This window comes from Microbulbifer thermotolerans (assembly GCF_001617625.1).
Taxonomy (GTDB): Bacteria; Pseudomonadota; Gammaproteobacteria; order Pseudomonadales; family Cellvibrionaceae; genus Microbulbifer; species Microbulbifer thermotolerans.
In genome coordinates this window covers 3,672,512-3,695,628 of record NZ_CP014864.1, presented here as the reverse complement: position 1 = coordinate 3,695,628, position 23,117 = coordinate 3,672,512, and the positions used below count along the sequence as shown (strand labels likewise).

General features: G+C 58.9%; 24 protein-coding genes. 9 read left to right on the top strand and 15 right to left on the bottom strand.

Translation table 11 applies throughout. The features are described 5' to 3' along the window. From A3224_RS15265 to A3224_RS15255, 3 genes are read left to right on the top strand one after another with little or no spacing between them, the layout of a single operon-like run. Entirely contained in the window at positions 1–729 is a 729-nt protein-coding gene (locus A3224_RS15265) for a fimbrial biogenesis chaperone (RefSeq protein WP_067156599.1), read from the top strand. Then, positions 695–3,127, top strand: a complete 2,433-nt coding sequence (locus tag A3224_RS15260) for a fimbria/pilus outer membrane usher protein (RefSeq protein WP_067156596.1) — start codon at positions 695–697, stop codon at positions 3,125–3,127. The genes A3224_RS15265 and A3224_RS15260 overlap by 35 nt, the downstream gene beginning before the upstream one ends. Then, positions 3,127–4,038 (top strand): Csu type fimbrial protein, encoded by a 912-nt coding sequence (locus A3224_RS15255; protein ID WP_067156593.1) that lies wholly within the window; start codon positions 3,127–3,129, stop codon positions 4,036–4,038. Before A3224_RS15260 ends, A3224_RS15255 begins: the two co-directional genes overlap by 1 nt. Before the next feature lie 190 nt (positions 4,039–4,228). Here A3224_RS15255 and A3224_RS15250 read toward each other — a convergent pair whose 3' ends face one another. Next, complete coding sequence (locus A3224_RS15250) at positions 4,229–4,747, bottom strand: peroxiredoxin family protein (RefSeq protein WP_231902406.1); 519 nt, start codon at positions 4,745–4,747, stop codon at positions 4,229–4,231. 135 nt (positions 4,748–4,882) lie between these two features. On the opposite strand from A3224_RS15250, the gene A3224_RS15245 reads away from it, so the two are divergent. Beyond that, on the top strand, positions 4,883–5,179 hold the full coding sequence (locus tag A3224_RS15245; protein WP_139223156.1) for a hypothetical protein: 297 nt from the start codon (positions 4,883–4,885) through the stop codon (positions 5,177–5,179). 10 nt (positions 5,180–5,189) lie between these two features. Here A3224_RS15245 and A3224_RS15240 read toward each other — a convergent pair whose 3' ends face one another. The 9 genes from A3224_RS15240 to A3224_RS15200 form a co-directional block, all read right to left on the bottom strand. Then, positions 5,190–6,251, bottom strand: coding sequence for an AI-2E family transporter (locus tag A3224_RS15240; protein ID WP_067156588.1), 1,062 nt, complete (start codon positions 6,249–6,251; stop codon positions 5,190–5,192). Positions 6,252–6,329: 78 nt separating this feature from the next. Continuing rightward, entirely contained in the window at positions 6,330–6,998 is a 669-nt protein-coding gene (locus A3224_RS15235; protein ID WP_067156585.1) for a D-Ala-D-Ala carboxypeptidase family metallohydrolase, read from the bottom strand. 151 nt (positions 6,999–7,149) lie between these two features. Continuing rightward, positions 7,150–8,697, bottom strand: a complete 1,548-nt coding sequence (locus A3224_RS15230) for a phosphoenolpyruvate carboxykinase (protein WP_067156583.1) — start codon at positions 8,695–8,697, stop codon at positions 7,150–7,152. A gap of 261 nt (positions 8,698–8,958) precedes the next feature. After that, the gene (gene hslO / locus A3224_RS15225; protein WP_067156580.1) at positions 8,959–9,837 is read right to left on the bottom strand and encodes an Hsp33 family molecular chaperone HslO; all 879 of its coding nucleotides are present in this window, start codon (positions 9,835–9,837) and stop codon (positions 8,959–8,961) included. Between the two features lie 100 nt (positions 9,838–9,937). Then, positions 9,938–10,387 carry a DUF4124 domain-containing protein gene (locus A3224_RS15220; protein WP_067156577.1) on the bottom strand — a complete coding sequence of 150 codons (450 nt, stop codon included), beginning with the start codon at positions 10,385–10,387 and terminating at the stop codon, positions 9,938–9,940. Further along, positions 10,380–11,873 carry a S1C family serine protease gene (locus A3224_RS15215; RefSeq protein WP_067158124.1) on the bottom strand — a complete coding sequence of 498 codons (1,494 nt, stop codon included), beginning with the start codon at positions 11,871–11,873 and terminating at the stop codon, positions 10,380–10,382. Before A3224_RS15215 ends, A3224_RS15220 begins: the two co-directional genes overlap by 8 nt. A 58-nt stretch (positions 11,874–11,931) precedes the next feature. Beyond that, on the bottom strand, positions 11,932–12,309 hold the full coding sequence (locus A3224_RS15210; protein WP_067156574.1) for an RNA-binding S4 domain-containing protein: 378 nt from the start codon (positions 12,307–12,309) through the stop codon (positions 11,932–11,934). Between the two features lie 117 nt (positions 12,310–12,426). Then, positions 12,427–13,095, bottom strand: a complete 669-nt coding sequence (gene yrfG / locus A3224_RS15205) for a GMP/IMP nucleotidase (RefSeq protein ID WP_067156571.1) — start codon at positions 13,093–13,095, stop codon at positions 12,427–12,429. Positions 13,096–13,158: 63 nt separating this feature from the next. After that, positions 13,159–13,824: a lysoplasmalogenase gene (locus tag A3224_RS15200; protein ID WP_067156569.1), complete on the bottom strand. Its 666-nt coding sequence runs from the start codon at positions 13,822–13,824 to the stop codon at positions 13,159–13,161. A gap of 108 nt (positions 13,825–13,932) precedes the next feature. Here A3224_RS15200 and cysK point away from each other — a divergent pair, with 108 nt between their 5' ends. From cysK to A3224_RS15180, 5 genes are all read left to right on the top strand, one after another. Then, positions 13,933–14,850, top strand: coding sequence for a cysteine synthase A (cysK, locus tag A3224_RS15195; RefSeq protein ID WP_067156567.1), 918 nt, complete (start codon positions 13,933–13,935; stop codon positions 14,848–14,850). A 120-nt stretch (positions 14,851–14,970) separates the two neighbouring features. Next, on the top strand, positions 14,971–15,819 hold the full coding sequence (cysQ, locus tag A3224_RS15190) for a 3'(2'),5'-bisphosphate nucleotidase CysQ (protein WP_067156564.1): 849 nt from the start codon (positions 14,971–14,973) through the stop codon (positions 15,817–15,819). A 138-nt stretch (positions 15,820–15,957) separates the two neighbouring features. Next, the gene (locus tag A3224_RS17050) at positions 15,958–16,164 is read left to right on the top strand and encodes a hypothetical protein (protein WP_074901562.1); all 207 of its coding nucleotides are present in this window, start codon (positions 15,958–15,960) and stop codon (positions 16,162–16,164) included. Between the two features lie 121 nt (positions 16,165–16,285). Then, entirely contained in the window at positions 16,286–16,567 is a 282-nt protein-coding gene (locus A3224_RS15185) for a type II toxin-antitoxin system HicB family antitoxin (protein ID WP_067156561.1), read from the top strand. Positions 16,568–16,598: 31 nt separating this feature from the next. After that, positions 16,599–17,165, top strand: a complete 567-nt coding sequence (locus A3224_RS15180; protein ID WP_067156558.1) for an outer membrane protein — start codon at positions 16,599–16,601, stop codon at positions 17,163–17,165. Positions 17,166–17,222: 57 nt separating this feature from the next. Here A3224_RS15180 and A3224_RS15175 read toward each other — a convergent pair whose 3' ends face one another. The 5 genes from A3224_RS15175 to A3224_RS15155 form a co-directional block, all read right to left on the bottom strand. Next, entirely contained in the window at positions 17,223–19,349 is a 2,127-nt protein-coding gene (locus A3224_RS15175; protein ID WP_067156555.1) for a TonB-dependent copper receptor, read from the bottom strand. 80 nt (positions 19,350–19,429) lie between these two features. Beyond that, positions 19,430–19,870, bottom strand: a complete 441-nt coding sequence (locus A3224_RS15170; protein ID WP_067156552.1) for a hypothetical protein — start codon at positions 19,868–19,870, stop codon at positions 19,430–19,432. A gap of 34 nt (positions 19,871–19,904) precedes the next feature. Next, a complete protein-coding gene (locus A3224_RS15165; RefSeq protein WP_067156549.1) occupies positions 19,905–20,936 on the bottom strand; it encodes a transporter in 1,032 nt (343 codons plus the stop codon). Positions 20,937–21,037: 101 nt separating this feature from the next. After that, positions 21,038–21,487: a hypothetical protein gene (locus tag A3224_RS15160; RefSeq protein ID WP_067156546.1), complete on the bottom strand. Its 450-nt coding sequence runs from the start codon at positions 21,485–21,487 to the stop codon at positions 21,038–21,040. A 486-nt stretch (positions 21,488–21,973) separates the two neighbouring features. Continuing rightward, positions 21,974–22,630: a 2OG-Fe(II) oxygenase gene (locus A3224_RS15155; protein WP_067156542.1), complete on the bottom strand. Its 657-nt coding sequence runs from the start codon at positions 22,628–22,630 to the stop codon at positions 21,974–21,976. Between the last annotated feature and the right edge of the window lie 487 nt (positions 22,631–23,117).

The following is a 23,117-nucleotide window of genomic DNA, read 5'->3' as shown; positions in this document are numbered from 1 at the left end:
ATGCGTCTCGCGCAGTGCATCCCGCTGTCGCGGGTGCTTCTGATCGCCCTGCTGTTTTGCAACTTCGCCCATGCCAAGGGGCAGCTGCAGGCGGGGCCGATACTGTTGCAGATCGGCGCTGGTCAGAAGGCTTCGCGCCTGCGGCTTTCCAATACCGGAGACGAGCGTCTGGTGGCCCAGGTGCGGGTGTTCGCCTGGAGCCAGGAAAATGGCGAGGACCAACTCACTGCAAGTGATGCGGTGGTGGCCAGCCCGCCCATTGTGGAGCTGATGCCGGGGATGGAGCAGATTGTGCGCCTGGTACGTCTGGGGGAATCACCGTCTGGCGCGGACCAAAGTTTTCGCCTGGTGGTAGATGAGCTACCGCTGAACGGGGGGGCTGCGCCAAACCAGGTAAGCGTACGTATGCGCTATGTGCTGCCCCTGTTTGTGCGTGCGCAGGATGCGCCCGAAGCAAAGATCTCCTGTGCTGTGCGTGATAAGGCCGCGGTGCTGGAATGTATCAATTCGGGTGGGCGTGCGGCCCAATTGGGGGCCAGTTTTCTGATCGATAGTTCCGGGTGGGAAGTACAGTTGAGTGCGGGTCTACTCGGTTACGTGCTGCCCGGTAGCCGTAAGGTCTGGGCCTTGCCGGAAAACTCCGGTGTGTCCAGCGCGAATAATATGAGAGAGGTGCGACTGGAAACAATTTTAAATGGCCAGCCAACCCAGCTTTCACTTCAACAATAATATTTGTGGACGCTTCGCAAAATTTCTTTACGTCAGCCTGTTTATCAGTGTAGTCACCGTCTCTGTTAGAGCTGACGTCCTTTCCGATAGTCCGCTGTTGGTTGCCAACAGTGCTGAGCATTTCCTGCACTCCGCACGCTTGGAACAGGATCTGTACCTGGAGGCCTTCTACGGTGAAATAACCACCGGACTGATTGTGCATGCACGTCTGAGCAGGGAAAAGCTCTATGTAATTGCGGGCGACCTGTGGGAAATCGGCCTGCAATTACCGATGCAGGACCCCGATCAATGGGTAGCGCTGGACTCGGTGCCGGGGCTCAGCTACCGCTACGACATTCCCACCCAGTCTCTGATATTGCACGCGCCGCCCAATCTACGTCGGGCGCAGCACTTGGGGTATCAGCCACCCCCACCGGTGGAAGTGCGCCGCGATCACGGGCTGCTATTCAGTTATGACTTTTACGGCCGCGAGTGGCAGGACAGCAGCAACGCCTCCCTTGGTACTTCTCTCAATTGGTTTGGACGTTACGGGAGTGTAAAAATTTCCGGTGTCAGCCGCAGTGGCGATGAAAACATCGGCTATCGCCGCCTGGATAGTTTCTGGACCTACAGTGACCCGCAGCAATTGTGGACCTGGACAGCAGGTGATCTGATCAGTGGTGGCCACAGCTGGAACCGCCCGGTTCGCATGGGCGGTGTACAGTGGCGGCGCAACTTCGAGGTGCGCCCGGACCTGATCACCCTGCCGGTGCCCCGTTTCGATGGCAGTGCCTCCCTTCCCTCCACTGTGGAGTTGTATGTAAATAATATTCTGCAATACGGCGCGAATGTGGATAGTGGGCCCTTTGTGCTCGACGCTCTGCCAAGAATCGGCGGGGCAGGAATGGCCACGCTGGTAGTAACCGACGCGCTGGGGCGCGCCACTGAAACCAGCGTGCCCCTATATGTGGACCACCGCCGCCTGGCGCGGGGGTTAAGCGATTTCAGTATCGAGGCAGGTGTACTGCGCACGAATTTCGAAGGTGGTTGGGACGATTACGGTGAACACCCGGTGGCCAGTGCCAGCTGGCTGCAGGGTATTACTGATACCTTCACTTTCGAGGCGCATGGGGAATTGGCAGAGGAGTTGAGGCTTGCTGGTATCGGTGGCGTCTGGTCGCCGGAGGGGCGTTGGGGGCTGCTGTCCGGCTCCCTCGCCTTCAGTGACGGGCAGAACCGGAACGAACGCGATAAGTCGGGGCATCAGTACAGCCTTGGTTATCAGTGGGTTGGGCCCATTTTCGGTTTTGATTTGCAGAGCTTGCGCCGCTCGCGCGGCTATCGGGACCTGGCGGATCTGGATACGGACCGGACTTTGATCGAGCGCTGGCTCAATGCACAGGATCGGGCCACCCTCTGGCTACAGACGGGGCGCGGCAGTCTGGCTTATAGCTATCTGCGCTGGCGCGATCATCGCGACAGACTGCTGCCGCGAGAGATCTTCAGTAGCCACAGCCTCAGCTGGACGCAGAATATTGGCCGGCGCCTGTCGTTTTCCGCCACCCTGTTCAAGGACGACGAAAATGGCTCTGGCGGCAGCGTCACCTTTAGCATACCGCTGCAACATCTGGCCTATGCATCCGTCGGTGTGCAGCGCCAAAGTGGCGGGAATAATCAGCCGAGAGCCATGTTGCGGCACACAGTCCCCTATGAGGGCGGCTGGGGGTGGTGGCTGCAGGGAGGCAACAGTGACGGAGACTATGGACAGGCAGCGCTGGAAACCCGCGGGCGCTACTTCGAGGCACGCGCGGGGATCGACTGGGACAGTGGCAAGCGCGGATATTTCCTGGAGATGGGCGGCAGTCTTGCCGTTATGGATGGCCGGGTAATCGCCAGTCGACGTATTCAAGACGCCTTTGCACTGGTGTACACCGGAATCGGAGATGTGCCCGTTCTGAGCGAGAACCGTCTTTACGGCTACACCGACCACGAGGGGTATTTGCTGATACCGGATCTGCGCGGCTGGCAGAGGAACCGTATTGGCATAAATCCAGACCAGCTGGGAGCAAATCTCGCTGTGGCTGAGTTCGAGCAATTCGCTGTGCCCGCCGATCACGCGGGCCAGCTGATTGTGTTTCCAATCGTGCAGTTGCGACCGGCAATTATCACTCTGCTCGATCAGTCCGGCGACGCGATTGCCGCTGGCAGTATCGCCACCCTGCTTCCGGGCGGTGAAGGCCAGACTCTGCCGGTGGGATTTGATGGGGAATTGTACCTGGAAGATATCTCCGGCGGCGCGCGCATTGAAGTGCAGCAGGGCAGGTTGATCTGCCATTACCACATTGACCCAGGCGACGGACAGAGCGCACCGCTTACGCGTCTGCGCCTGTCGCCGGATATTTGTGAGGAGTTACCGTGATGGCGCAACGGATTCTGCTGGTATTCACAATGTTACTGACAGGTGTGTCATGGGGGCAGGACTGTACTTATACCGTGACGCCGACATTGAATTTCGGTTCTGTTACCGGGCTGCCCACCCCACAGATAGACGCAACGGCAGATATCACTGTTCAGTGTCCTGTGCTGGATTTACTTCAACGGCGGATCTGTATCAGCTTACCTGTGGGTAGCGGCGGTGTTTCGCTGGCAGACCGCCGCCTGACAAGCGGTGCATTCGATGTGCCGTTTAATGTGTACCGGGATGCCGCCCGCACTCAGGTGTGGGGCACAGTAGCCAGTGGGCAGCAGGTACAACTGGACTTTCCGGTGCTGTTTGGCGGGACCATGACCGCCACCGTTTACGGTCGGGTATTTGCAGGTGGCGGAAGTGCAGCGGGTTTCTACCAATCGGTGTTTAATACTATCGAAGTGCGTGAAGGCACTTATGCGGTACTTGCACCGAATTGCAGCTCGCTGACTCCCTTCAACCTGGCCGAAAGCATGACTGCGCAACTGCAAGTTGAACCCGACTGCACTATCTCGGCCAGCCCACTCGATTTCGGCACCGTCACCAACCTTGTGCAGACGGACGCCAGCAGTAACCTCTCAGTGACCTGTACATTGAATGGCGCCTATAGTGTGGCGCTTGACGGCGGTGGCAGTGGCGATATCAACAATCGCAGAATGCTGTTGGGAGGGGACAGTATCGACTACCAACTGTACCAGGATGCGGCGCGAACCCAGGTCTGGGGCGACACTGTGGGCACAGTAGTGAGTGGTACGGGCAGTGGTGCAGCCCAATCGATCACCGTATATGGGAGAGTGCCAGCGCAAGGAGCAAAACCGCCCGGTATCTATCAGGATACGATTACCGCCACGGTGACTTTTTAATCCTCTCGTAAAAAGTGGTCTCTGATTCATTCGCTCCCAGACAATAAAGATACCTTGCCCCCTGATGAGAAGCTCAGGTGATGGGATGGATATTTTGAAACCGTCGGATACAGGGAGGTATCCGACGAGGTTACAGGGGGGACTCGCGGGGACAAAGGCTGCGGGCAAGCTGGGTGCTTATTGCGATTTATCAGTTGCTTCGTTCAATACCAAGTTCACCCAGTGTTCGCGCAATATCTTCGGCACTTGTGGCTGGATGGATTTCCTTGTCGATCTTGAGAACACGGCCGTCCTTGCCGATATAGATAGTGACACGGCGGGCTATATTCATAACTGGCATCAGTACGCCATAGGCCTTGGCCGTTTCGCCCTTGGGGTCGCTGAGCAGTGGAAAATCAGCGTCCTGTTCGGTGGCAAACTTGGTGTTTACCTCCACTTCATCGGTGCTCGCCATAAAGTAGGCGACATTGTAATTGCGTATCAGGTGCCCGTTCTCAGCCAGGGATTTGCACTCGATAGTGCAACCCTTGGTAAAGGCCTTGGGGTACCAGGCGATGACAACCGCTTTTTTGTCTTTGAAGTCCGCTAGCGAATAGCTTTTGCCATCGGAGGCCTGCAGGGAGAAGTTGGGTGCGGGGTCGCCGACTTCCAGGGCCATTAGTGGCAGACTGGCGGTGGCAGCGAGTAAAAAAGCGATCAAGCGTTTCACAGCGTGGCTCCTTTTGGGGCTATTTGTGAGGGCTGGGCTATGCTAACCGGGGTGGCGGCTGGAAGCTATATGGCGCGGCACCTGGCGGCGGCGTCTTGTATCGGCCACACCTTCTAATCAGTGTCGGATTTTCGCATGCCCGCAGAAGATATCCTCGGAACCTTTTCGCTTCCCCAGATTTATATCTTTTCGGTGCTGCTGGTATTGGTGTTGCTGGCTGTTGGACGCTTCTTTGGTCGCCGCGCAGCGCGCCGGGACAAGAGCGTTGAGTCGTCTCTCGGGAGCGCGGTGGCCTTGGCGCTGGCATTTTCCCTGGTGATTTTGCTTATCGTGGATTTGGACCGAAGCTACGAGGGATTTTTGATCGTGGATCAGACTCCGATGGTTGAGCTGAGCCGGCGCTTCGAGACGGAGCGCGGCTCAGCCAATTGAAACCGCGAGATCAGGTGGCGGCCCCGCCGGATGTACTGACAAACTCCCGCATAAAGATTTCCCAAAACGCCATAAACAGTGCCGCTAGCAGCGGTCCGATGGCGAAGCCGCTGATGCCGAACATCATCAAGCCGCCGACAGTGGAAAAGAGCACTATATAGTCTGGCAGCTTGGTGTCGCGCCCTACCAATATCGGTCGCAGTAGATTGTCCACCAGGCTGATGACGACAAAGCCGAACAGCATCAATATCGACGCCTTGACGATATCCCCGATCGCATAGAGATAGATAGCCGCCGGGAACCAGATCAGCGCTGCGCCGATTGCCGGTAACAGTGACAGCAGAGTCATAAGCACGCCCCAAAGCAGCGGTGCAGGCAGGCCGAGTATCCAGAAAATAAGACCACCCAGCGTGCCCTGAGTAACGGCGACCACCAGGTTGCCTTTGATGGTGGCCCGGGTCACTTCGGCGAACTTGGCCAGCAGCAGATGCTCCCGCTCGTCGCCGAGCGGCAGGGCGCGGATCAGCAGGTCCACCAACTTTTCGCCGTCGCGCAGCAGGAAAAAGGTCAGGTAGGTCATCAGGCCGAGCATGACAAAGAAATTCAAGGTGTTCTGCCCCAGGGCCAGGGCGTTTTTGGCCAGAAAACTGCCGGCATTCATCAGCCCGCCGAGCAGGCGCTGCTTGACCTGTTCCAGATCAAGGCCGGTGCGTTCGAGCGCGGCGTTGATACCGGGAAAGGCATTGCGCACCTGCTCAATCTGTTGCGACAGGTCTATCTGGCCGCTTTGTATTTTTTGATAGAAAGTCGCCGCCTGGTTGATAAAAGAGCTGGCTACCGCCAGAACTGGTATCACTACCAGTACGATGCACAGCAGCAGTGTCAGTAGCGCCATCAGATTGGGCCAGCGGGGGAAGCGTCCGATCAGATAGCGGTAGACAGGAAAAAAGATCAGCGCGATGGCGCAGGCCCAGAAAATGGGGGTGAAGAAGGGTTTTAATAGCAGTGTAAAGGCCAGTGTTACCAGCAACAGCGCCAGTATAAAGGAGCGCCTTTCCAGTTTTTCGTGCACCGGGTTTTTCCTCTTCTTTTTGTCATACGGCAGGCGCAGCGCCTGGAAGGCGCCTATGTAAGCAAAAGCGGATGTTTTTTACCAGCGCCGGTAGCCGCAGGTATCGATATGAAAGCGCAGTCCGCGGTAAATGCCGAGCCCGAAGTTGCTCTCCGGCCCCAGGCGCGCGTGCAGGCTGCGCAGTTCCTCCACCAATTCCTTGCGGCTGATATTGGATTTGGGAATCACGTCCAGCCCGCAAAACTCGCGGTGTTTGCTGCCGGTGGCACCGCCGGCTTTGCGGTTGTAGTTTTCGGTGCGGTAGGCGGAGAGGATTTCCACCGGGCCAATTGCCGGTTCCACTTCGTCGCGCAGTAGCGTCAGGGTGCGCACCATGTTGTGCCACTGTCCGGCCGGCGGTATCGCAAAGGGGGGTTCGCCGATATCCTGCCAGTCGGTCCCCTGTCGCACCAACTTATACGATGGTACCACATCGCCGACGCCGCGCTCGCGCAGAAAATCGGACAGCCGCATAAAGCGCGCGCGGTTATCGCCCTGGCGCAGGAAGCTGTTGAAGCGCTCCGCGGTGGCGATGCGGTAACCCTTGAACTCGACGTAGGGCTTCTCCAGAGATTTCAGGTACAGATGTAGCCACAGGGTGGCCAGCACCAGTAACAGCGCCAGCGCTATTCCCACCACCACCAGGCGGTGAACAGGCTGCCCCGGGGGGCGGGGCGAATGGTTGGAAAGGGGAGTGCCTCCGGACATGCTTGCCTTTGCAACTGCTGGGCCGTGGCCCGGTGATACAGCGGGCGCCGCGGCGCCTCTTTATTCACTATAGTCGCAAAAATCAAAGCCCCCGCAACGGGTGCTGCGGGGGCTTTGGAGGCCGTATCAGCGCGGTGTGATGAACCCGCGATCAGGTCCGGGGGCCAGCGGCCTTGACCGCGTCGCTGACCTCGAACTTCTCGATATTCTCGGCGAAGAGTTGCGCCAGCTTGGTGGCTTGTTCGTCGTAGGCCGCTTTGTCGGCCCAGGCTTCGCGCGGATTCAGATAGGCTTTGTCCACGCCCGGCACTTCCAGCGGGATGTCCAGGTTGAGGATATCCAGATGCTCGGTTTGCACACCTTCCAGGGCGCCGCTTTGGATGGCGGAAACCACCGCGCGGGTTACCGGGATGGGGAAGCGTTTGCCCGCGTCACCGGAGCCGCCGGTCCAGCCGGTGTTGACCAGGTAGACCTTGGAGCCGAAGTCCTCGATGCGCTTCATCAGCAGGTCTGCGTACTCGCGGGGCGCGCGCGGCATAAAGGGTGCTCCGAAGCAGGTGGAAAAGGTGGGGTGAATGCCCGCCTCGGCACCCAGCTCGGTAGAGCCTACGCGCGCGGTGTAGCCGGACAGGAAGTGATAGGCGGCGGCCTCTTTGGACAGGATCGCCACCGGCGGCAGCACACCGGAAACGTCGCAGGTCAGGAAGATCACATTCTTGGGTTCGCCGGCGCGATTTTCCTGTGTGCGCATTTCCACGTGCTCCAGAGGATAGGAGCAGCGGCCGTTCTCAGTCAGGCTGGTGTCGCTGTAGTCGGGCACACCGGTTTCGTCGGTGACTACATTCTCGACGATGGCACCGAAGCGGATAGCATCCCAGATCACCGGTTCGTTCTTGCGGCTGAGATTGATGGTCTTGGCGTAGCAGCCGCCTTCGATATTGAATACCGCACCCTTGGCCCAGCCGTGCTCGTCGTCGCCAATCAGATAGCGCTCCGGGTCCGCGGACAAGGTGGTCTTGCCGGTTCCAGACAGGCCGAAGAAGAGGCAAGTGTCGCCGTCTTTACCCACGTTGGCGGCGCAGTGCATGGGCATGACATCCTTTTCCGGTAGCAGGAAGTTCTGTACCGAGAACATGGCTTTTTTCATCTCGCCCGCGTAGCGCATACCCGCCAGCAGCACTTTGCGCGCGCTGAAATTAATGATTACGCAGCCATCCGAGTTGGTGCCATCGCGCTCGGGGTCACAGACGAAGTTGGCGGCGTGCAGTATGCGCCACTCCTCTTTGCCTTTGGGGTTGTACTTTTCCGCGCGGATAAACATATTGCGCGCGAACAGGTTGTGCCAGGCGGTCTGGGTGGTGACGACGACCGGCAGGTAGTGGTCTTCATCCTGGCCGACGTGCAGCTGCTGCACGAAGCGGTCGGAATTGGCGAGGAACTCCTCAACGCGGTTCCACAGGGCGTCGAACTTATCCTGTGGGAAGGGGCGGTTGACGCTACCCCAGTCGATACTGTCGGCGGTAGAGGGCTCTTCCACCAGGAAGCGGTCCGCCGGGGAGCGACCGGTGCGGGCGCCGGTTTCGGTGACCAGCGCACCGGTGTTGGACAACTTGCCCTCACCGCGCGCCAGCGCCTGTTCTACCAATTGCGCCGGCGCCAGGTTACGGAAAACCTGCGCAGTGTCGTCGATCTGTGCCATTCGTCGATTACCCGTGAAAGTTGTATCAGTAAAAATAATAGGGCCGCCGCGGTATGCGGAGGCCAGACGATATCCGGGCGCGCATTATGGCAAACTTCAATTTGCCCCGGTAGCAAACTTGGCTATTCTTTGCTCAATGACAGCGTTGTCTCAGAAATTTTTACGCTTCCAAATTTCCCCCGTTTATCTGTATTTGCTTGGCAATAAATCAGATGAATATCTGTCGTCTGCGTCATTGCCAAGCGCGGGTGTGGGCAGTGTTCAGTGCAATGTCGGCGGCGGGGCGTTGAAGAGTGTCTCTATCTGCTCCCGGTCGAACTGGTAACGGGTATTGCAGAACTGGCAGTCGGCGGTGATCTCGCCGCCCTGTTCTTCCAGCAGTGTATAGACTTCCTCCGGACCCAATGCGATCAGCGCGCGCGCGCTGCGCTCCCTCGAACAGCTGCATTTGAAACGGATGTTGGCAGTTCCCAGGGAGCTGGGTCGCAGCTCGTGGAACAGCCGGTGCAACAATTGATCGTGCGGGAGGGAATGCAGCTCTTCGGCGGTGACTGTCTCCGCCAGGTGCTGTGCCGTTTCCCAGGCATCGCGGTTTTCCGCCTCGGAGGCGGCGTTGTTGCCGGGCAGTATCTGCAGCATGATGCCGCCCACCGTATGCGGGCTGGATTCGATCCAAAAGCGGGTGGCCAGCTGCTCGGATTGGGCGAAATAATCCTCGAGGCATTCGGCCAGGGTGTCTTTTTCCAGCGGCACTATGCCTTGATAGCGCTCGCCATCCTGCGGTTCGATGGTGATCGCCAGGGCGCCCTGGGAGCCCATCAGTTGGCGCAGGCTGGCGCCGTCGTCTATTTGCGCGCCCTCGGCCACCCGGGCTATGCCGCGCAGATCGCTATGGTGTGTGCACTCGGCGAGGATCAGGGGGACATCGCCGTTTCCCCGCGCCTGCAGGCTCAGAAGGCCCTCGAACTTGAGGGTGGTGGAGAGCAGGCAGGCGGCGGCGAGAAATTCTCCCAGTACGCGGGCAACCGGCGGCGGCAGTTGATTGTTTTCCAGCACGGCGCGGTAGGACTCGGTGAGGGTCACAACTTGTCCGCGAATGTCGTGCCCCGAAAAGATAAAGCGTTCCAGCTGATCGGACATGGATCAATGCCTCGATAGAAAAACCGCGGGATTTTAGAGGCGGATTTTCCTAAATGGTAGCCGCGTGTTGCGGCGGGAGTGCAAAACAGACGGCCGCGCCTTACAGCTGGCCGCACTTGCCGCGGATCTCGCTTTGCAGCTGCGCGGCCATCTGTTGGCGTTCGCGCTCGCTTATTTTGATTTCCTTGCCGTTTTCATCGATAAGCGCCACTGGCCCCTGCAATATCCGCAGCTTTTTCTTCGCGGCATTGCAGGCGTTGAGCATTTTCTGCCGCTGCGCCAACTGCCGCTGTTGCTGGCGGCTTTCGTACTCCTGCTCGGGGTCGGCGTCGCCGCCATGGCGGGCGGTGTCTTTCGGCTGGGGCGCGTCGGCGGTATTGATCGGGCGCAGCTTGTGCTCGATGTTTTCGGCCTTCGCTTCCACCGGCGGCCTGTCGCTAAAGTGTACTTTGCCCTGTTCGTCCACCCACCGATACATCTCACTGGCGAGTGCGGCCGGACCCGCGAGCAGCAGGCCGGAGAGCAGCCAGGTGAGATGCAGGTTATTCATCCTTGTTGGCCAGGGTACTGAACAGGCCCTGGGAGTGCCGGTGCGGTATCTGGTAAGTCTGCAGGATGAGCGGCTCCTGCTCGCGTGCCGCCAAGGCGTCCAACACCATCCGGTAGCCGGATTGGTCGCGCAACTCTACAAAGGGCTCGGTGTTGTTTTCCATCAGCTGCGCAAATTCGTCGAAGTCGGAAATGCGGTGGCCGTTGACTGAGTCGATAATCCAGTTCTTCCAGTCGTGGTAGCCGAGGTTGACGTCGGCGGGCAGTACTTTCAGAGCCACCACCAGTTCGCGGCGCTCCTCACTGTTCCATTGGTTGCGGGCGTAGAGGTAGTCGATCGGCGCTTTGGTGTGCCAGTTGTTGCCCCAGCGCTTGATCAGGTTCATGTTCAGGGGCACGAATACCACACCACCGTAGATGTAGTAGCGCGGGCGCTGGTCGAATTGTTCCCGCACTACCAGGGAGCGGGAAGGTGGTGCCGCGGCCAGAGTGATCTCGGCGCTGTGCACTTTGCCATCGCGGGCGAAGCGCACCGGCAGCTTGTCGCCGACGTGGTACTGGTCGACGACGTAGTGGTAGTTGGTGCGCTGATTCTCGCGCCATTCCACCGTGCGGTCGGCGGCGACCGGGTAGCCGTCCACTTCCAGCAGTACGTCGCCGGGCTTGAATACGTCGGCGGCGGGAGTGTCACTGAAGACCTTGACGATCAGTGCGCCCTCCTGGTTTTCGCCGATGCCGGCGGCCTTTTTCATCGCCGGGCTCTCCAGGCTTTGGGTTACCGCGCCCAGCTCTGGGAAGCCCTGATGCACCCCGTCCTTGGCGTCTTCCAGTACATGCCGGATAACGCTCGGGGGGACGAAGTAACCCAGGTTCTCGGCGCCGTGGTTGGCTTGCATGGCCACGCCGACAATACGGCCGTTGGAAATCACCGGGCCACCACTGTTACCGGGGTTGATGGCGGCGTCAATCTGCCCCGCCATCAGGTAACTTTCCGCGTGGGCGTAGTATTGGTGTTCAACACGGGAGAGCACGCCGCGGGTGATCGACAGGGATTTGCCGCCGATCGGGTAGCCGTACACCGTAACTTCCTCTTGCAGGTCTGGCAGTTCACCCAGGATAAGCGGGTGGGTGTCCTCGAAGAAGCTGTTGTCATCGACTGTGAGCAGCGCCAGGTCCGCATCGTGGGATATGAACTGCACTTGGGCGCGGAACTTTTGCGCGTCTCCGTGGCGCTGCACCTGAATAAAGCTGCCGTTGGCGACCACATGGGCATTTGTAAGTATTCGCTTACCTTTGATCACCGCGCCGGAGCCGGATAGTTGTTTGGCGTTCAACAGCGCCCAGGGGTTGAAGTAGTCTGGCGCCGCGGCGGTGGTGTAAATCTTGACGATAGAGCGCTTGAGCCGCTCGTGTTCGCGGCTGTCGGCGGCGGCAGACTGGGTGCACAGCAGTAAGAGGAAGGTGGCGAAGGCGAAAAATTTTTTCATCTTTTTACGGCTGTCCTGTCGATCAATGTGGGGCCAGTGTAGCAGGCGCGGCGGGGATTCAGTCATGTTCGCGCAGAAAGCGGTGAATCTGCCGACGTTGTTTCTTGTTGGGGCGCTCTGTGCGGATACCGGCATTGCTGGCTTGGCGTTCGGCGCGGGCCTGTTCCCGTCTGGTGATACTGTCTTCGGTTTCCCGGTAGAGGGTGCGGGCGATATCGGCACCGCGGCGCTGGTCGGACAGCGCCAGTACTTCCACCTCCACCAGATCCCAGCCCTGGCGGATGCTCAGGGTGATGCCGGGGGTGATCTCTTTGCTGGGTTTAAGACGCTGGCCGTCAGCGTGCACCTTGCCTCCCTCAATGGCCTGCTTGGCGAGGCTGCGGGTTTTGAAAAAGCGTGCGGCCCAGAGCCACTTGTCGATGCGTACTTTATCCATTTCCTATGCGCTGCGGATATTGCGCCGGAGCGGTATTAGCGGCCCCTGCGCTGTATGTCCATCCCGTTACCTGTGCTTCTCATCCGGTTTCAAGATATCGTTTTGTCACGAAGCGAGTTAATCAGAGGTTTCTTGGATTGCCATGATTTCGTCAAACTGGTGAATCGCTGGGAAATCGGTGATTTCGCGCAGGGGACCGCGGCTGTCCGGCTGGCGGATGCACAGCAGCTGCCCGATGCCGTAGTCGCGGGCCGCGGCCAGTACGCTCTCGTTGTCGTCCACAAACAGAGTGCGGTCGGCGTCGAATACAATGGTTTTACTAAGTGCCGCCCAGAAGTCGGGGTGCTCTTTGGCGTGCCCCAGGTCGTGGGAAGAAACGACGCCATCGAGCCAGCGGTCGATACCGGAAATCTCCAGCTTGTGTTCCAGGCCGCGGGGGTGAGAGTTGGTGACCAAATACACATTTTTGTTCAACTTTTGCAGGCCCTCCAGAAAAGATTCCGTTTGCGGGCGCAGGGCGATGCGGTCCTCGGTTTCCCGCAGCATTTCGGTCAAATCGAGCTGGAGTTTGCGCTCCCAGTAGTCGAGGCAGTACCACTCCAGGGTGCCCCGTAGAGCTTCAATTTCCTCGTGCAGCTGCCGCTGCGCCCTGTCCAGTGGCAGACTGTGGATCTCCGCGTAGCGCTTGGGCAGGTGGTCCAGCCAGAAGTGATTGTCGTAGTGCAGATCGAGCAGGGTGCCGTCCATATCCAGCAGCACCGTGTCTATCTCTCGCCAGTCGAGCATGCCTGAGGGTACCTTGCAGTCGGGGGAGAATCGCGGCCGTTCTCCGTCACATCAATAGGCCCATTATGCCCGTGCGCGCCCTATACCGTACAGCAGCGCCATCTGCGCGCTGTAATAGGTGACCATGATAGCCGTGCCCGCCATTGGCAGCGGGGTCACAAATTTGTGAATCGCGATCAGGGTGTCGGAGGCCATAAAGGCCACCGCGCCGACAAATAGCAAGGTCGAGTTTCCGCGGTGCGCGGCTGCGCCGAGGGCCATGGTGACAATCGCCAGGAAATAGACGGCCACCGCCGGTGCCAGCTCTCCCGCCGCTGGGAGCAGCAGTTGTGCCAGCAGGAACGCCGCCAGCAACACCGGTGCGCCGCGCAGGACACTGCGCCTGCAGCGGAAATCCGCCCCGCGCAGGAAGTTGAAGGCGTAGGCGAGCTGCGCCAGTAGGAAGGCGCTGAGGCCGTAGACAAACTGACCGGGAAAATCCAGCGCCAGCAGCAGGTCGCCGAGCGCCGACAACGCCAAGGCGGCCAGAGTCAGGCCGCGCGTACTTCCGCTGAGCCTGTGCCGCGCAATCAGTGCCAACAGGATGATGGGCAATGTTTTCAAGAGAGCCATCCAGGGGCCGCGCAAGCCGGCAGCGTCCAGGATCAAATAGGTCAGCGCGGCGGCGATAAAGGTGGTCGGCAGGTGTGTGGGGACACGGATTGAGAGATTGCTGGGTGTGGCGGTCATGATTTTCTCGCGATTTTTATGCTTTTATGATTTGCTGGGCCGAGTATTCGGCAAAGTCCGCAGCGGCGCAATTGATCGCCGGCGGTTTACAAAAGGAGAGCGTTACCCATGAAGGCAGCCAATATTCTCGAAACCATCGGCAATACGCCGCACGTGCGGATCAACCGCTTGTTTCGCCCGGATATCGAGGTGTGGATGAAGGTCGAGCGGTTCAATCCCGGCAGCAGTATCAAGGACCGTATCGCCTTGTCCATGATCGAGGCGGCAGAGGCCAGCGGCGAGCTGAAGCCCGGTGGTGTGATTATTGAACCCACTTCCGGCAATACCGGCATCGGCCTGGCGATGGTAGCGGCGGTGAAAGGCTACCGGCTGATTCTGACCATGCCGGAATCCATGTCGGTAGAGCGGCGCAAGGTGATGAAGGCGCTGGGTGCGGAGCTGGTGCTCACGCCCAAGGAGCGCGGTATGGGCGGTGCCATCGCCAGGGCTGAAGAGCTGCTGCGAGAGCATGAAAACAGCTGGATGCCGCAGCAGTTCCGCAATCCGGCCAACGTAAAGGTACACCGGGAAACCACGGCGCGGGAGATTGCCGCCGACTTCCCGGAGGGGTTGGATTGGCTGGTCACCGGCGTGGGTACCGGCGGCCATATCACCGGTTGTGCCGAAGTTTTAAAGGAACAGTTTTCGCAGTTGAAAGTGTTTGCCGTAGAGCCGGAAAGCTCCCCGGTGATCAGCGGCGGCGAGAAGGGGCTGCACCGACTGCAGGGCATCGGCGCCGGCTTTGTGCCAGAGGTGCTCAATACCGGGATACTCGACGGCACTATCTTGGTCGATGAGGTGGAGAGCTTTGAGATGGCCCGCCAATGTGCGCTCAAGGAGGGCATTTTTGTCGGCATTTCTTCCGGCGCTTCCCTGGCGGCGGTGAAAAAGCGCGAGGCTGAGCTGGCGCCTGGCAGCCGAGTACTGGTGTTCAGCTACGACACCGGTGAGCGCTACCTTTCCATCGACGATCTTTTCTCAGCCTAGCGCGACAGACTGGCGGTCGCGGATAAGATGCCGCGATCGCACATCTCACCCGCGGCGTAGACGCCGTGGCCGGTTTTCGGTGGGCGCGTATAATGCCGCGCTGCAATCAGGGGGAAATCAATGGAAAATACATTACTGGAGCGGGTAATTGAGATATGTGCCCGCGCGGGCGAAGCGATCCTCGAGGTCTACAACAGCAGTGCGGAGCTGGCCGTGGAAACCAAGGCGGACGATTCGCCGGTAACCGCCGCCGACCTGGCCGCGCACGCAGTGCTGGCACCGGCGCTGGCGGATTTGATCGACGGCGTTCCCGTCCTGTCGGAGGAGCAGGAAATGCCCTCTTTCGCCGAGCGCAGCCGCTGGCAGCGCTATTGGATCGTTGATCCGCTCGACGGCACCAAGGAATTTATCCGCCGCAACGGTGAGTTCACCGTCAATGTGGCCCTGATCGAAAACGGTGAGCCGGTACTGGGGGTGGTGTACGTGCCGGTATTGGGTATCACCTATGCCGGCGCCAGGGGCAATGCCGCTGGCGGACAAACTATTGCGTTCAAACGCACCGCCGAGGGAGAAAAGGCGATCCGTGTGCGCGCTCTCAAGCCGCGCCTGGAGGCCGGTGAGCCGGTGGAACTGGTGGCCAGCCGCAGCCATGGCGCCGGTAAAGTGGAGCAACTGGTGGAGCGCATCGAGTCGCACCTCGGTCCGGTGGCCTGCAAAAGTATGGGCAGCTCTCTGAAGCTGTGTCTGGTGGCCGAGGGCGCCGCCGATCTGTACCCCCGCCTGGCGCCCACCTGCGAGTGGGATACGGCGGCGGCGCAAGCGGTGGTGGAGGCTGCCGGCGGCCGGGTAGTGAGTGAAGATTTCCGTCTGCTGCGCTACAACACCAAGGATTCGCTGTTGAACCCCTTCTTTTATGTCATCGGCGATCCGGCTTTCGGCTGGCGCGAATTGCTCACAGATCACGCCTGATCGTCTAAGCTCTAGCCAGAGGCCTTCCACACTGGCGTACGCATATTGTGTGGTGCCCGGGTCCGCGCGAACTGGAGTCACGCGCAGGACCCTGAATTCCTCCGCGCTTTGCGTGCGATTTGTGTTAGAGCTGAAGCCATGTCCAACGTCCACAGTGCGCCCGTCAATATGAGTGAAAGCGAGATCCGCAGGTTGCGTCGGCAGCTGGAAATCGAAATCACTTGGCTGCAACGGCAGATGGAAGAGATGAGCGGTTCCAGTTCTGACGTGGATATCTCTCTGCGGCAGACTTACAAAGAAATGCTGTTTTGCCGCCGTGCTTTGTTGGGCCGCATCCCCCGCTGACGACCTTACCCCGACAAAAAAGCGCGCACGTGCATTAGCGCGTGAATTTCCCGCGCAAACTCGCCATAAAAAATAAATCCTGTCTACGCTTGATGAGTTAATTCCATAAGAGACATGCTCTATGCGTTATCCGGTTGTGGTTCACAATATCGAATACGCCGGTTTCGGTGCCATAGCGCCGGACCTGCCCCATTGCCACTGCCAGGCCGACACGTTGGACGCCACACTGCAGAAAATGGCGGAGACCATCGTAGAGCGCATTGAGGAACTGCTCGCCGACGGCTATCCGCTGCCGGCGCCGGGAGATCTGGAATTGCTGCGCAAAAACCCCGCTTTCGATGGCGGAATCTGGGCGATTATTGACGTCGCCCCTCCTCTGGATTCCTCCGACAAACAATCGTGATGTAGGCAACCAAAGTCCAAGGAAGGTCGCTATGAAAAAAGTTCTGTTTGTTTTTGCCCTGGTCTATTCCTCCGCGGTCAGTGCCCAGATGTGGAATAACCCGTTCGTCGGAATCTGCAGAGGGGAGTACCGCGTGGTGACCAATTTCGGCGCCGGCAGCGGTCAACAGCAGATTAACCACGACGATGACACTTTTGTTCAGGCCAGTGTTGGTATTACCCCGACAGTGGGTGTTTGGCAGGTAGAATTACGCTATTCGAATTTTGACGATGGCAGTGTTTCCGTCGATCAATACGGGCTGAATTTTAAGGTGGATTTCACTTTCAACTGTGATGTGCAATGCCTTTACTGGATGGCGGGGTGGAATTACGGCGACTTCGATGTCGACAAAGTGAAGCGGGGGGGAGAGTTCGTTTTTGTGGATGAAAGGGGTGACGACAACTATTGGAATGCTGGTGTCGGTTACCGCTACAACTGGACCGACTCGCTGGATACCTCAATCGAGTATAACTATTACGATGTCGGCAAGCCGGTATCCTACGACTTCGATCTGGGGCATTTGCGTTCGCTGACGCTGAATATCGGCTATCGCTTCTGAATCCGATCGCGGCAATGGCCGCGACCGGATTCCGGAAGCGAAATATTCGGCGCTTTTCTAGAAGCTGTAAACTCCCTTCAACCACAGGGTCCGTCCCGGCTCGTTGATCCGCGTCAGCTGATCGAATCCGGGAATAGTGGCACCGGCGCGGCTGATGTGTTCCGCGTAGGTTTCATCGAGCAGGTTGTCGATGCCCGCGGTCAGCAGCAGCTCATTAGTGAGGCGCCAGCCGGCGTTGACGGACAAGATATTGGCGGCGTCTGTGGGGCCGAAATCCTGTCCGGCGATATTGCCCTTGCCGATGTCCACGCGCTCCTGGCTGGCGATACTGCGCCAGAGAACACCGGCGGACCACCGCGGCAACTCGTAGTAGAGCCCCAGGCGTGCTTCCCATGGTGGCAGCTGTGCCAGGGTGGTGCCGTCACTTTCATTGGCGCCGCGCACCGATGACACGGTTAACTCTGTGCGTAAGTTATCCTGCAAGCGGTAGTTCAATTCCATTTCCAGGCCCCAGGTACGGGCGTCGATATTGCGCACGATACTGGTGCTGCGCATGGCACTCGCGCCGTCCATACCGCTCATTCCTGTGTCCGTGGAGACGGCGGATTTCATATAACCAGTCTGGATCATCAGATAGTCATCGACGGTATTGGCGAAGGTGGACACACTGGCGGACAGCCGTTCGCCGCTGTAGAGGTAGCCCATATCCAGCTGCGTCGTTTTTTCCGGCGCAATGCCCAGGGCACTGATAGAGTCCTCTGTTTCCTTGGCGAATATTTCCCAGTAATCGGGGAAGCGCTCGCTGTAGCCGAGACCGGCGTAGACAGTGGCGGACGCCGCCGGCGCGCTGTCGAGGGCGAATTCGTAGCGCAGAAATCCGCTGTGCAACTGTTCCTTGCGGCTGTCGCCAGCGGTGGGGTTGGCGACGGACTGCATCATCGACAGCTTCACTGTGTCGCGCAGATCCCGCACTTCCCATTCATCCACCCGCACTCCGGTGATCCAGCGTCGGCCGGGCAATACTTCCCAACTGATTTCGGAATACAGGCCCACTTGTTGAAATTCCGCATCGGCCTCGCGCTTCATGTCCCGGTAGTCCATCAGCTGTTGATGCATAGTGCTGCGGTTGCTGTGGCGGTCATCGCGGACATCCAGCCCCAGACTCCACTGGACGGCTTCCGTTGGGGCCAGTTCCAGCGCCAGTTTGCCGCCGGTGGTCTTGCGGTCGGGATTCATCGCCATCTGTGTCGCCATCATGCCGCTGGGCTCGCGCAGGCTGAAGTTGTCCATCACATGGTCGACGTAGTTGTAATAGGCGTGGAATTCGATGGACTGGACCAGCTCGCTGATATTTTCCCGCGAGAATTTCGCGCCGTAGCTTTCACGCGCAAATTTCGCACCGTCGACGCCGCGGTCCGCATAGGCCGCTTCGCCGTCGCTGCGGCTGGCGTTGAGTTCAAAGCGGGTGTCCGCATCCGGTGTCCAGGCGGCCGTGAGCTGGCCTTTCCAGCGCTGGTACTGGGAGTGCACTTCGACACCGTCGCCGTCCTCGTAATTATCGGCGGAAGCCTGTGTGGCGGTGCCGCGCAGGGAAAACTCCGGCGAGGCGTAGCTGGCGTCGACAGTGCCGTCCTCGCGGCCGGCCGTGCCGGCCAGCAGGCTAGTGTACAGGTGCCAGCCGGCCTCTGTGGGGCGCTCGCGGTCCCGTTCAAACAGCACAACACCAGCGGAATTGCCCGGACCATATTTCACTGTCTGCGGGCCTTTGATCACTTTGATGGTGTCGAGTGTCTCCGGAAAGATGTAGGCGGTGGGCGGGTCCATGCGGTTGCTGCAGCCGCCGAGGATCGTATCGCCGTCGAGCACCATATTCAGGCGCGAGCCGGCCATACCCCGCAGCACTGGGTCGCCGTCGGTGCCGCCTTTGCGGATTACTGAGAAGCCGGCGATGGTTTTCAAGTAATCGGCGCCGTCGTTGGCGGGCAGCGGTTGGCGGGGTTTTTTCGGGTCGGTGACCGGGCTCAGAGGCAGCTCCGTCTTTACACCGGTAACCACCATCTGTTCGAGATTCGCGTCGTTTTTCCCACTGTCGGCAAGGGCCCCCGCACTATGGCCGCAGTAGGTAATCACCGCGACGCTGAGTGCCGATCGCAGCGGCACGTAAATGTTGCGATTGTTATTCATCGTGATTCCCCATAGGGGCGTATACGCAGGCCGCACGCGGCTGTTGCGCATACGCAAATTCGTTATTGGTTGGTTGTGGGTCAGGTGTAAGGGGGAACGGGTGGCGCGCGGGCAGGGGGACGGGCGTAGGCCCGAGAGCGGGCAGCGCCTTGCAGGACTGGTGGCGCCGGTACAAGACCCCCGACAGTGAAAAATTGGATATCTACCGCTGGCGTTCCAGCGAGGGCGGCGCCCGCGGAAAAACTGCAGTGATTGTCGGCAAAGGTTTGCGCGGTCAGCGCGTCGTGATGGTGGCCGGCGCCGTGATCGTCCCGTTGCCAATGTGCCAGCGCATTGAGCAACAGGGTGCTGCGGCTGTCGCCGTGGCAGAGTGTGTAGGGCGCACCGGCGGCCAGTGGTGCGGGCATAAAACCCGCCGGCACCAGGCCGCGCACGGCGAGAAACAGGCACAACAGCAGCGCCGCCCGCCACTGGGGCAGGAGCGGGTGGTCTGGGCTGTTGTGCCGCTTCCGCCGTGTCAACGTTTTACCGGAATCGATTCTGGGTTAACGCGTCTTAGAAGGCATAGCTCAGGCTCATATTGAGCCCATCCTCCCGCGCCAGCTGATAGCCGTTGTAGTTGGCGGAAATGCTGCCGACCCATTCGAGTCCCAGGCGCACACCGGCCAGCGCACCCCGCTGGGCGACAAAGTTGACTCCAATGCCGCAGTCAACAAATTCTCCGCCGTAGTTTTCCTGCAGATCCGGTGGGCTGGAGTGGTTGTGGGGACCGTTGTAGTGGCCGTTGATATCGCCTTCCTTCGCATACTCAAGCCGCGCCGATAGACTGGCCCAGTCAGCGATCCGATAGGCGCTCCAGGCGGTGGCGCCGTAGCGCTCGCCAAAGGCGAAACCGGAGTCGTTCTCGTCTTCCAGCGGCAGGCGGGCGGATACTTGAGCGCCCCAGCTCAGCCGCTCAAGGCGGCTCGTATAGGTGAGCGACGGGAGCAGATCCCAGGTACCGCTACCCAGTTGCATACCGTAGTGGGTGAAGGTGCCGTCGGCATTTTTTTCTTCCACAGAACCGGTGGGAGCGCTTATCGCCAGAGTCGCGTGCAGCCGGTAACCCTGTGTATCCGCGATGCGGAAAAGGCCGCCGAGGATGGTGTCGCCGACGCCGGAAACACTGTGATCGTGGCCGCCTTCGTGCATGCTGTCCATATGGCCGTGGCCACTGCCGACCATTTCCATGGCCATGTCCATGGTCATGTACTGAGGCATCAGCATCAGTGTCAGGTCGTCGGACACCGCGTACATGATGTCGAGCATATGCATTTCCATGGTCATGCTGGTCGGCATCATCGAATAGCCGGCCATAGCGACTTCCATGGCACCGACTTCATCCGAGCCGTGGTAGATATCACTGTATTCCTCGCGCATAACCCGGTAGCCAAACATCCACTCACCCTCAGCGTGCAGGTGATCTGCCATCACACCAGCGGGGGCGTGGCTTGCGGGCAGGTAGACAGGGGATTCCGTATGCGCGTTAGCGAGCGGTGTGCAGCAGCCGACAGCGGCCGCGAGCAGCGTTTTCTTAAATGCGTTCATCGTTTTTTTTCCCGTGCAGCAGCGACCGCCACCCGATGGGGGCGGTTGCTGTCAATCCATTTTGTGGCAAAGCCATGCTTGCCGAGAAACTCCTGGGAGCTTTAGGCGGAACGGGAAGCGGGTGGGCCGCGCGGCGGCGGCAGCAGGTGTTCGAGCTTGACCGGAAAACGGGTGTAACGGGCGCCCGGTACTGGCTGGGCACCGGTTGCAATCGCGCTGAGGTCCAGTGCCTGTGCCGTGGCCAAGTTGGCACCAGTGGAAAAGTTACAGTGGTTGTCGGCGAAGGTATGTGCCGTCAGGGCATCGTGTTGATGGCCATTGTGGGGGTGGTGGCCGTGTTGAGCATGCAGCCGGGCCAGCGACTGCAGTAGCGCGGTACTGCGGCTGTCGCCGTGACACAGGCCAAAGAGCGAGCCGGTAGCCATGGGGGCGGGCATATAGCCGGCCGGCATCAGGCCGCGCACTGAGAGGAACAGGCACAGCAACAGCACCGCCTGCCACTGGGACAGTCGGGCGCCGAGCAGATGTCTGTGTCGGTTGCGCTGTGCCATGTCTGTTATCGGTGGATTGCCTGCCCGGAAGAAGTGCCCAGGATAAAGCGCATCGGCCACTTTGCAAGTGATGGGGAAAAGCTCCGGTCAAAGTACGTGCGCGCGGTAGTGGACGGCGGGCACTCGGACGATGGGGCGGACCTTGCGACAAGGTTGGAGCACTTCTCTATGTGTTCTGCTGGGTACATCTTGTCTCCAGAGGTCTGGAAATGCCGGTCTCATCAACCGAGGTTTTATCTAGAGACCCCCTGATTAAGGAACCTCTGATTAATTCGCGTGAACACTATGGTGGCTTCCGGGGCGCTCAGGCAATAGGACGGACATTTCGAAAACGCACGAGTACTTCCCTGTAGCTCCGTCGGATACATCCCTGTATCCGACGGTTTCGAAATATCTTTCCTATCCCCTGAGCTTCTCATCCGCTCCCGAAGAACCTCTGCCACCAGAAAGTGAATTAATCAGAGGTTCCCTAGCACCGAAGTTTTGTTACCGCAGCAGGGACTTCATTTTGGCACTCAGCCGGTGGAAGAAGCGATGTTTGGTTTTGGCACCGCTGTCGGTAAGGTAGTTGATCTGTATCGATTGACGCTTGCCCTCGAAGCTGGGATAGCCGTGCCAGCAATTATCGGTCACCTTGAAAGCGGCCATTGCACCGGGTCCCGGGAACAGTTCCTCCACGAAATCGTCCATATCGGTACCGCTGCGCAATATGCGCAGTCGCCCGGTCTCCGCCTGCCAGTCTTCGTTCAGGTAGACCAGTACCGTAATCAGTTTGGTTTTGGAGTCCGTGTGGATGCGGCCATCCTTGGCGCGGGAAAAACCGCGCAGGGTTGCAAGCATGGGTTTATCCATCACATCGACCGCAAATTTGTCACAAATAATGCGGCGGAAGTCCTCGCTGTCGAACAGCTCGATAAAGCGGCGGAAGCGCTCGGATGTGCTCACATCGTCGATATTAAAGCTGCCACCCTTCTCAAGCGGTGGGAAATCGGCTATCAGCGACTGAATGTGATCGGCGCTAACCGAATTTTTTACGTACAAGTAGGGGAATGGGTCGGTCTTTACCGTTGTTGCTTTGATTTCTGTGAAATTGAGCATGTTTTTATAAGACTTGGTGACGTTGATCGGTGGCCACTGGGTCATTTCCCCCTGGGCAAAGCGGGAAGAGGTTATACCATATAAGAGAACAGCAGGGCAGTGTGCCGCTGCTTATCTGTGCCGGTTCAGATGACTTTTCAATTCGCAATTTTTGCAAGGCTTATTTTATTGCGAAACAATCTTGCAGTAATTGCACAGCAGAGGGAGAAATTATCAAAGACCTTTTGACATTTTTTTACTTAGTTGAAAAGGGATATGGACCGTTGCCTTCTGGATAACTTAAGCACCTGCTATACGAAAAAAGTACGATAGCGGTAAGCCCATCAAAACCCAGGGGATGGGGGATGTCATTAAATTTTGGCACTTATCTGCAACCTCGGTTAACTGGCAGCTATGGGGGGTTGATTGCGCTTTCATCCGGTATTTGAAACGAAATGACAGATAAGTCAGCCCCATGCATTCCCCGTCCCACCGCACATCTTCATATTTTCCCTCAATCCGTATTATTCGAGTGCGGACTCTCAAGAAAGCC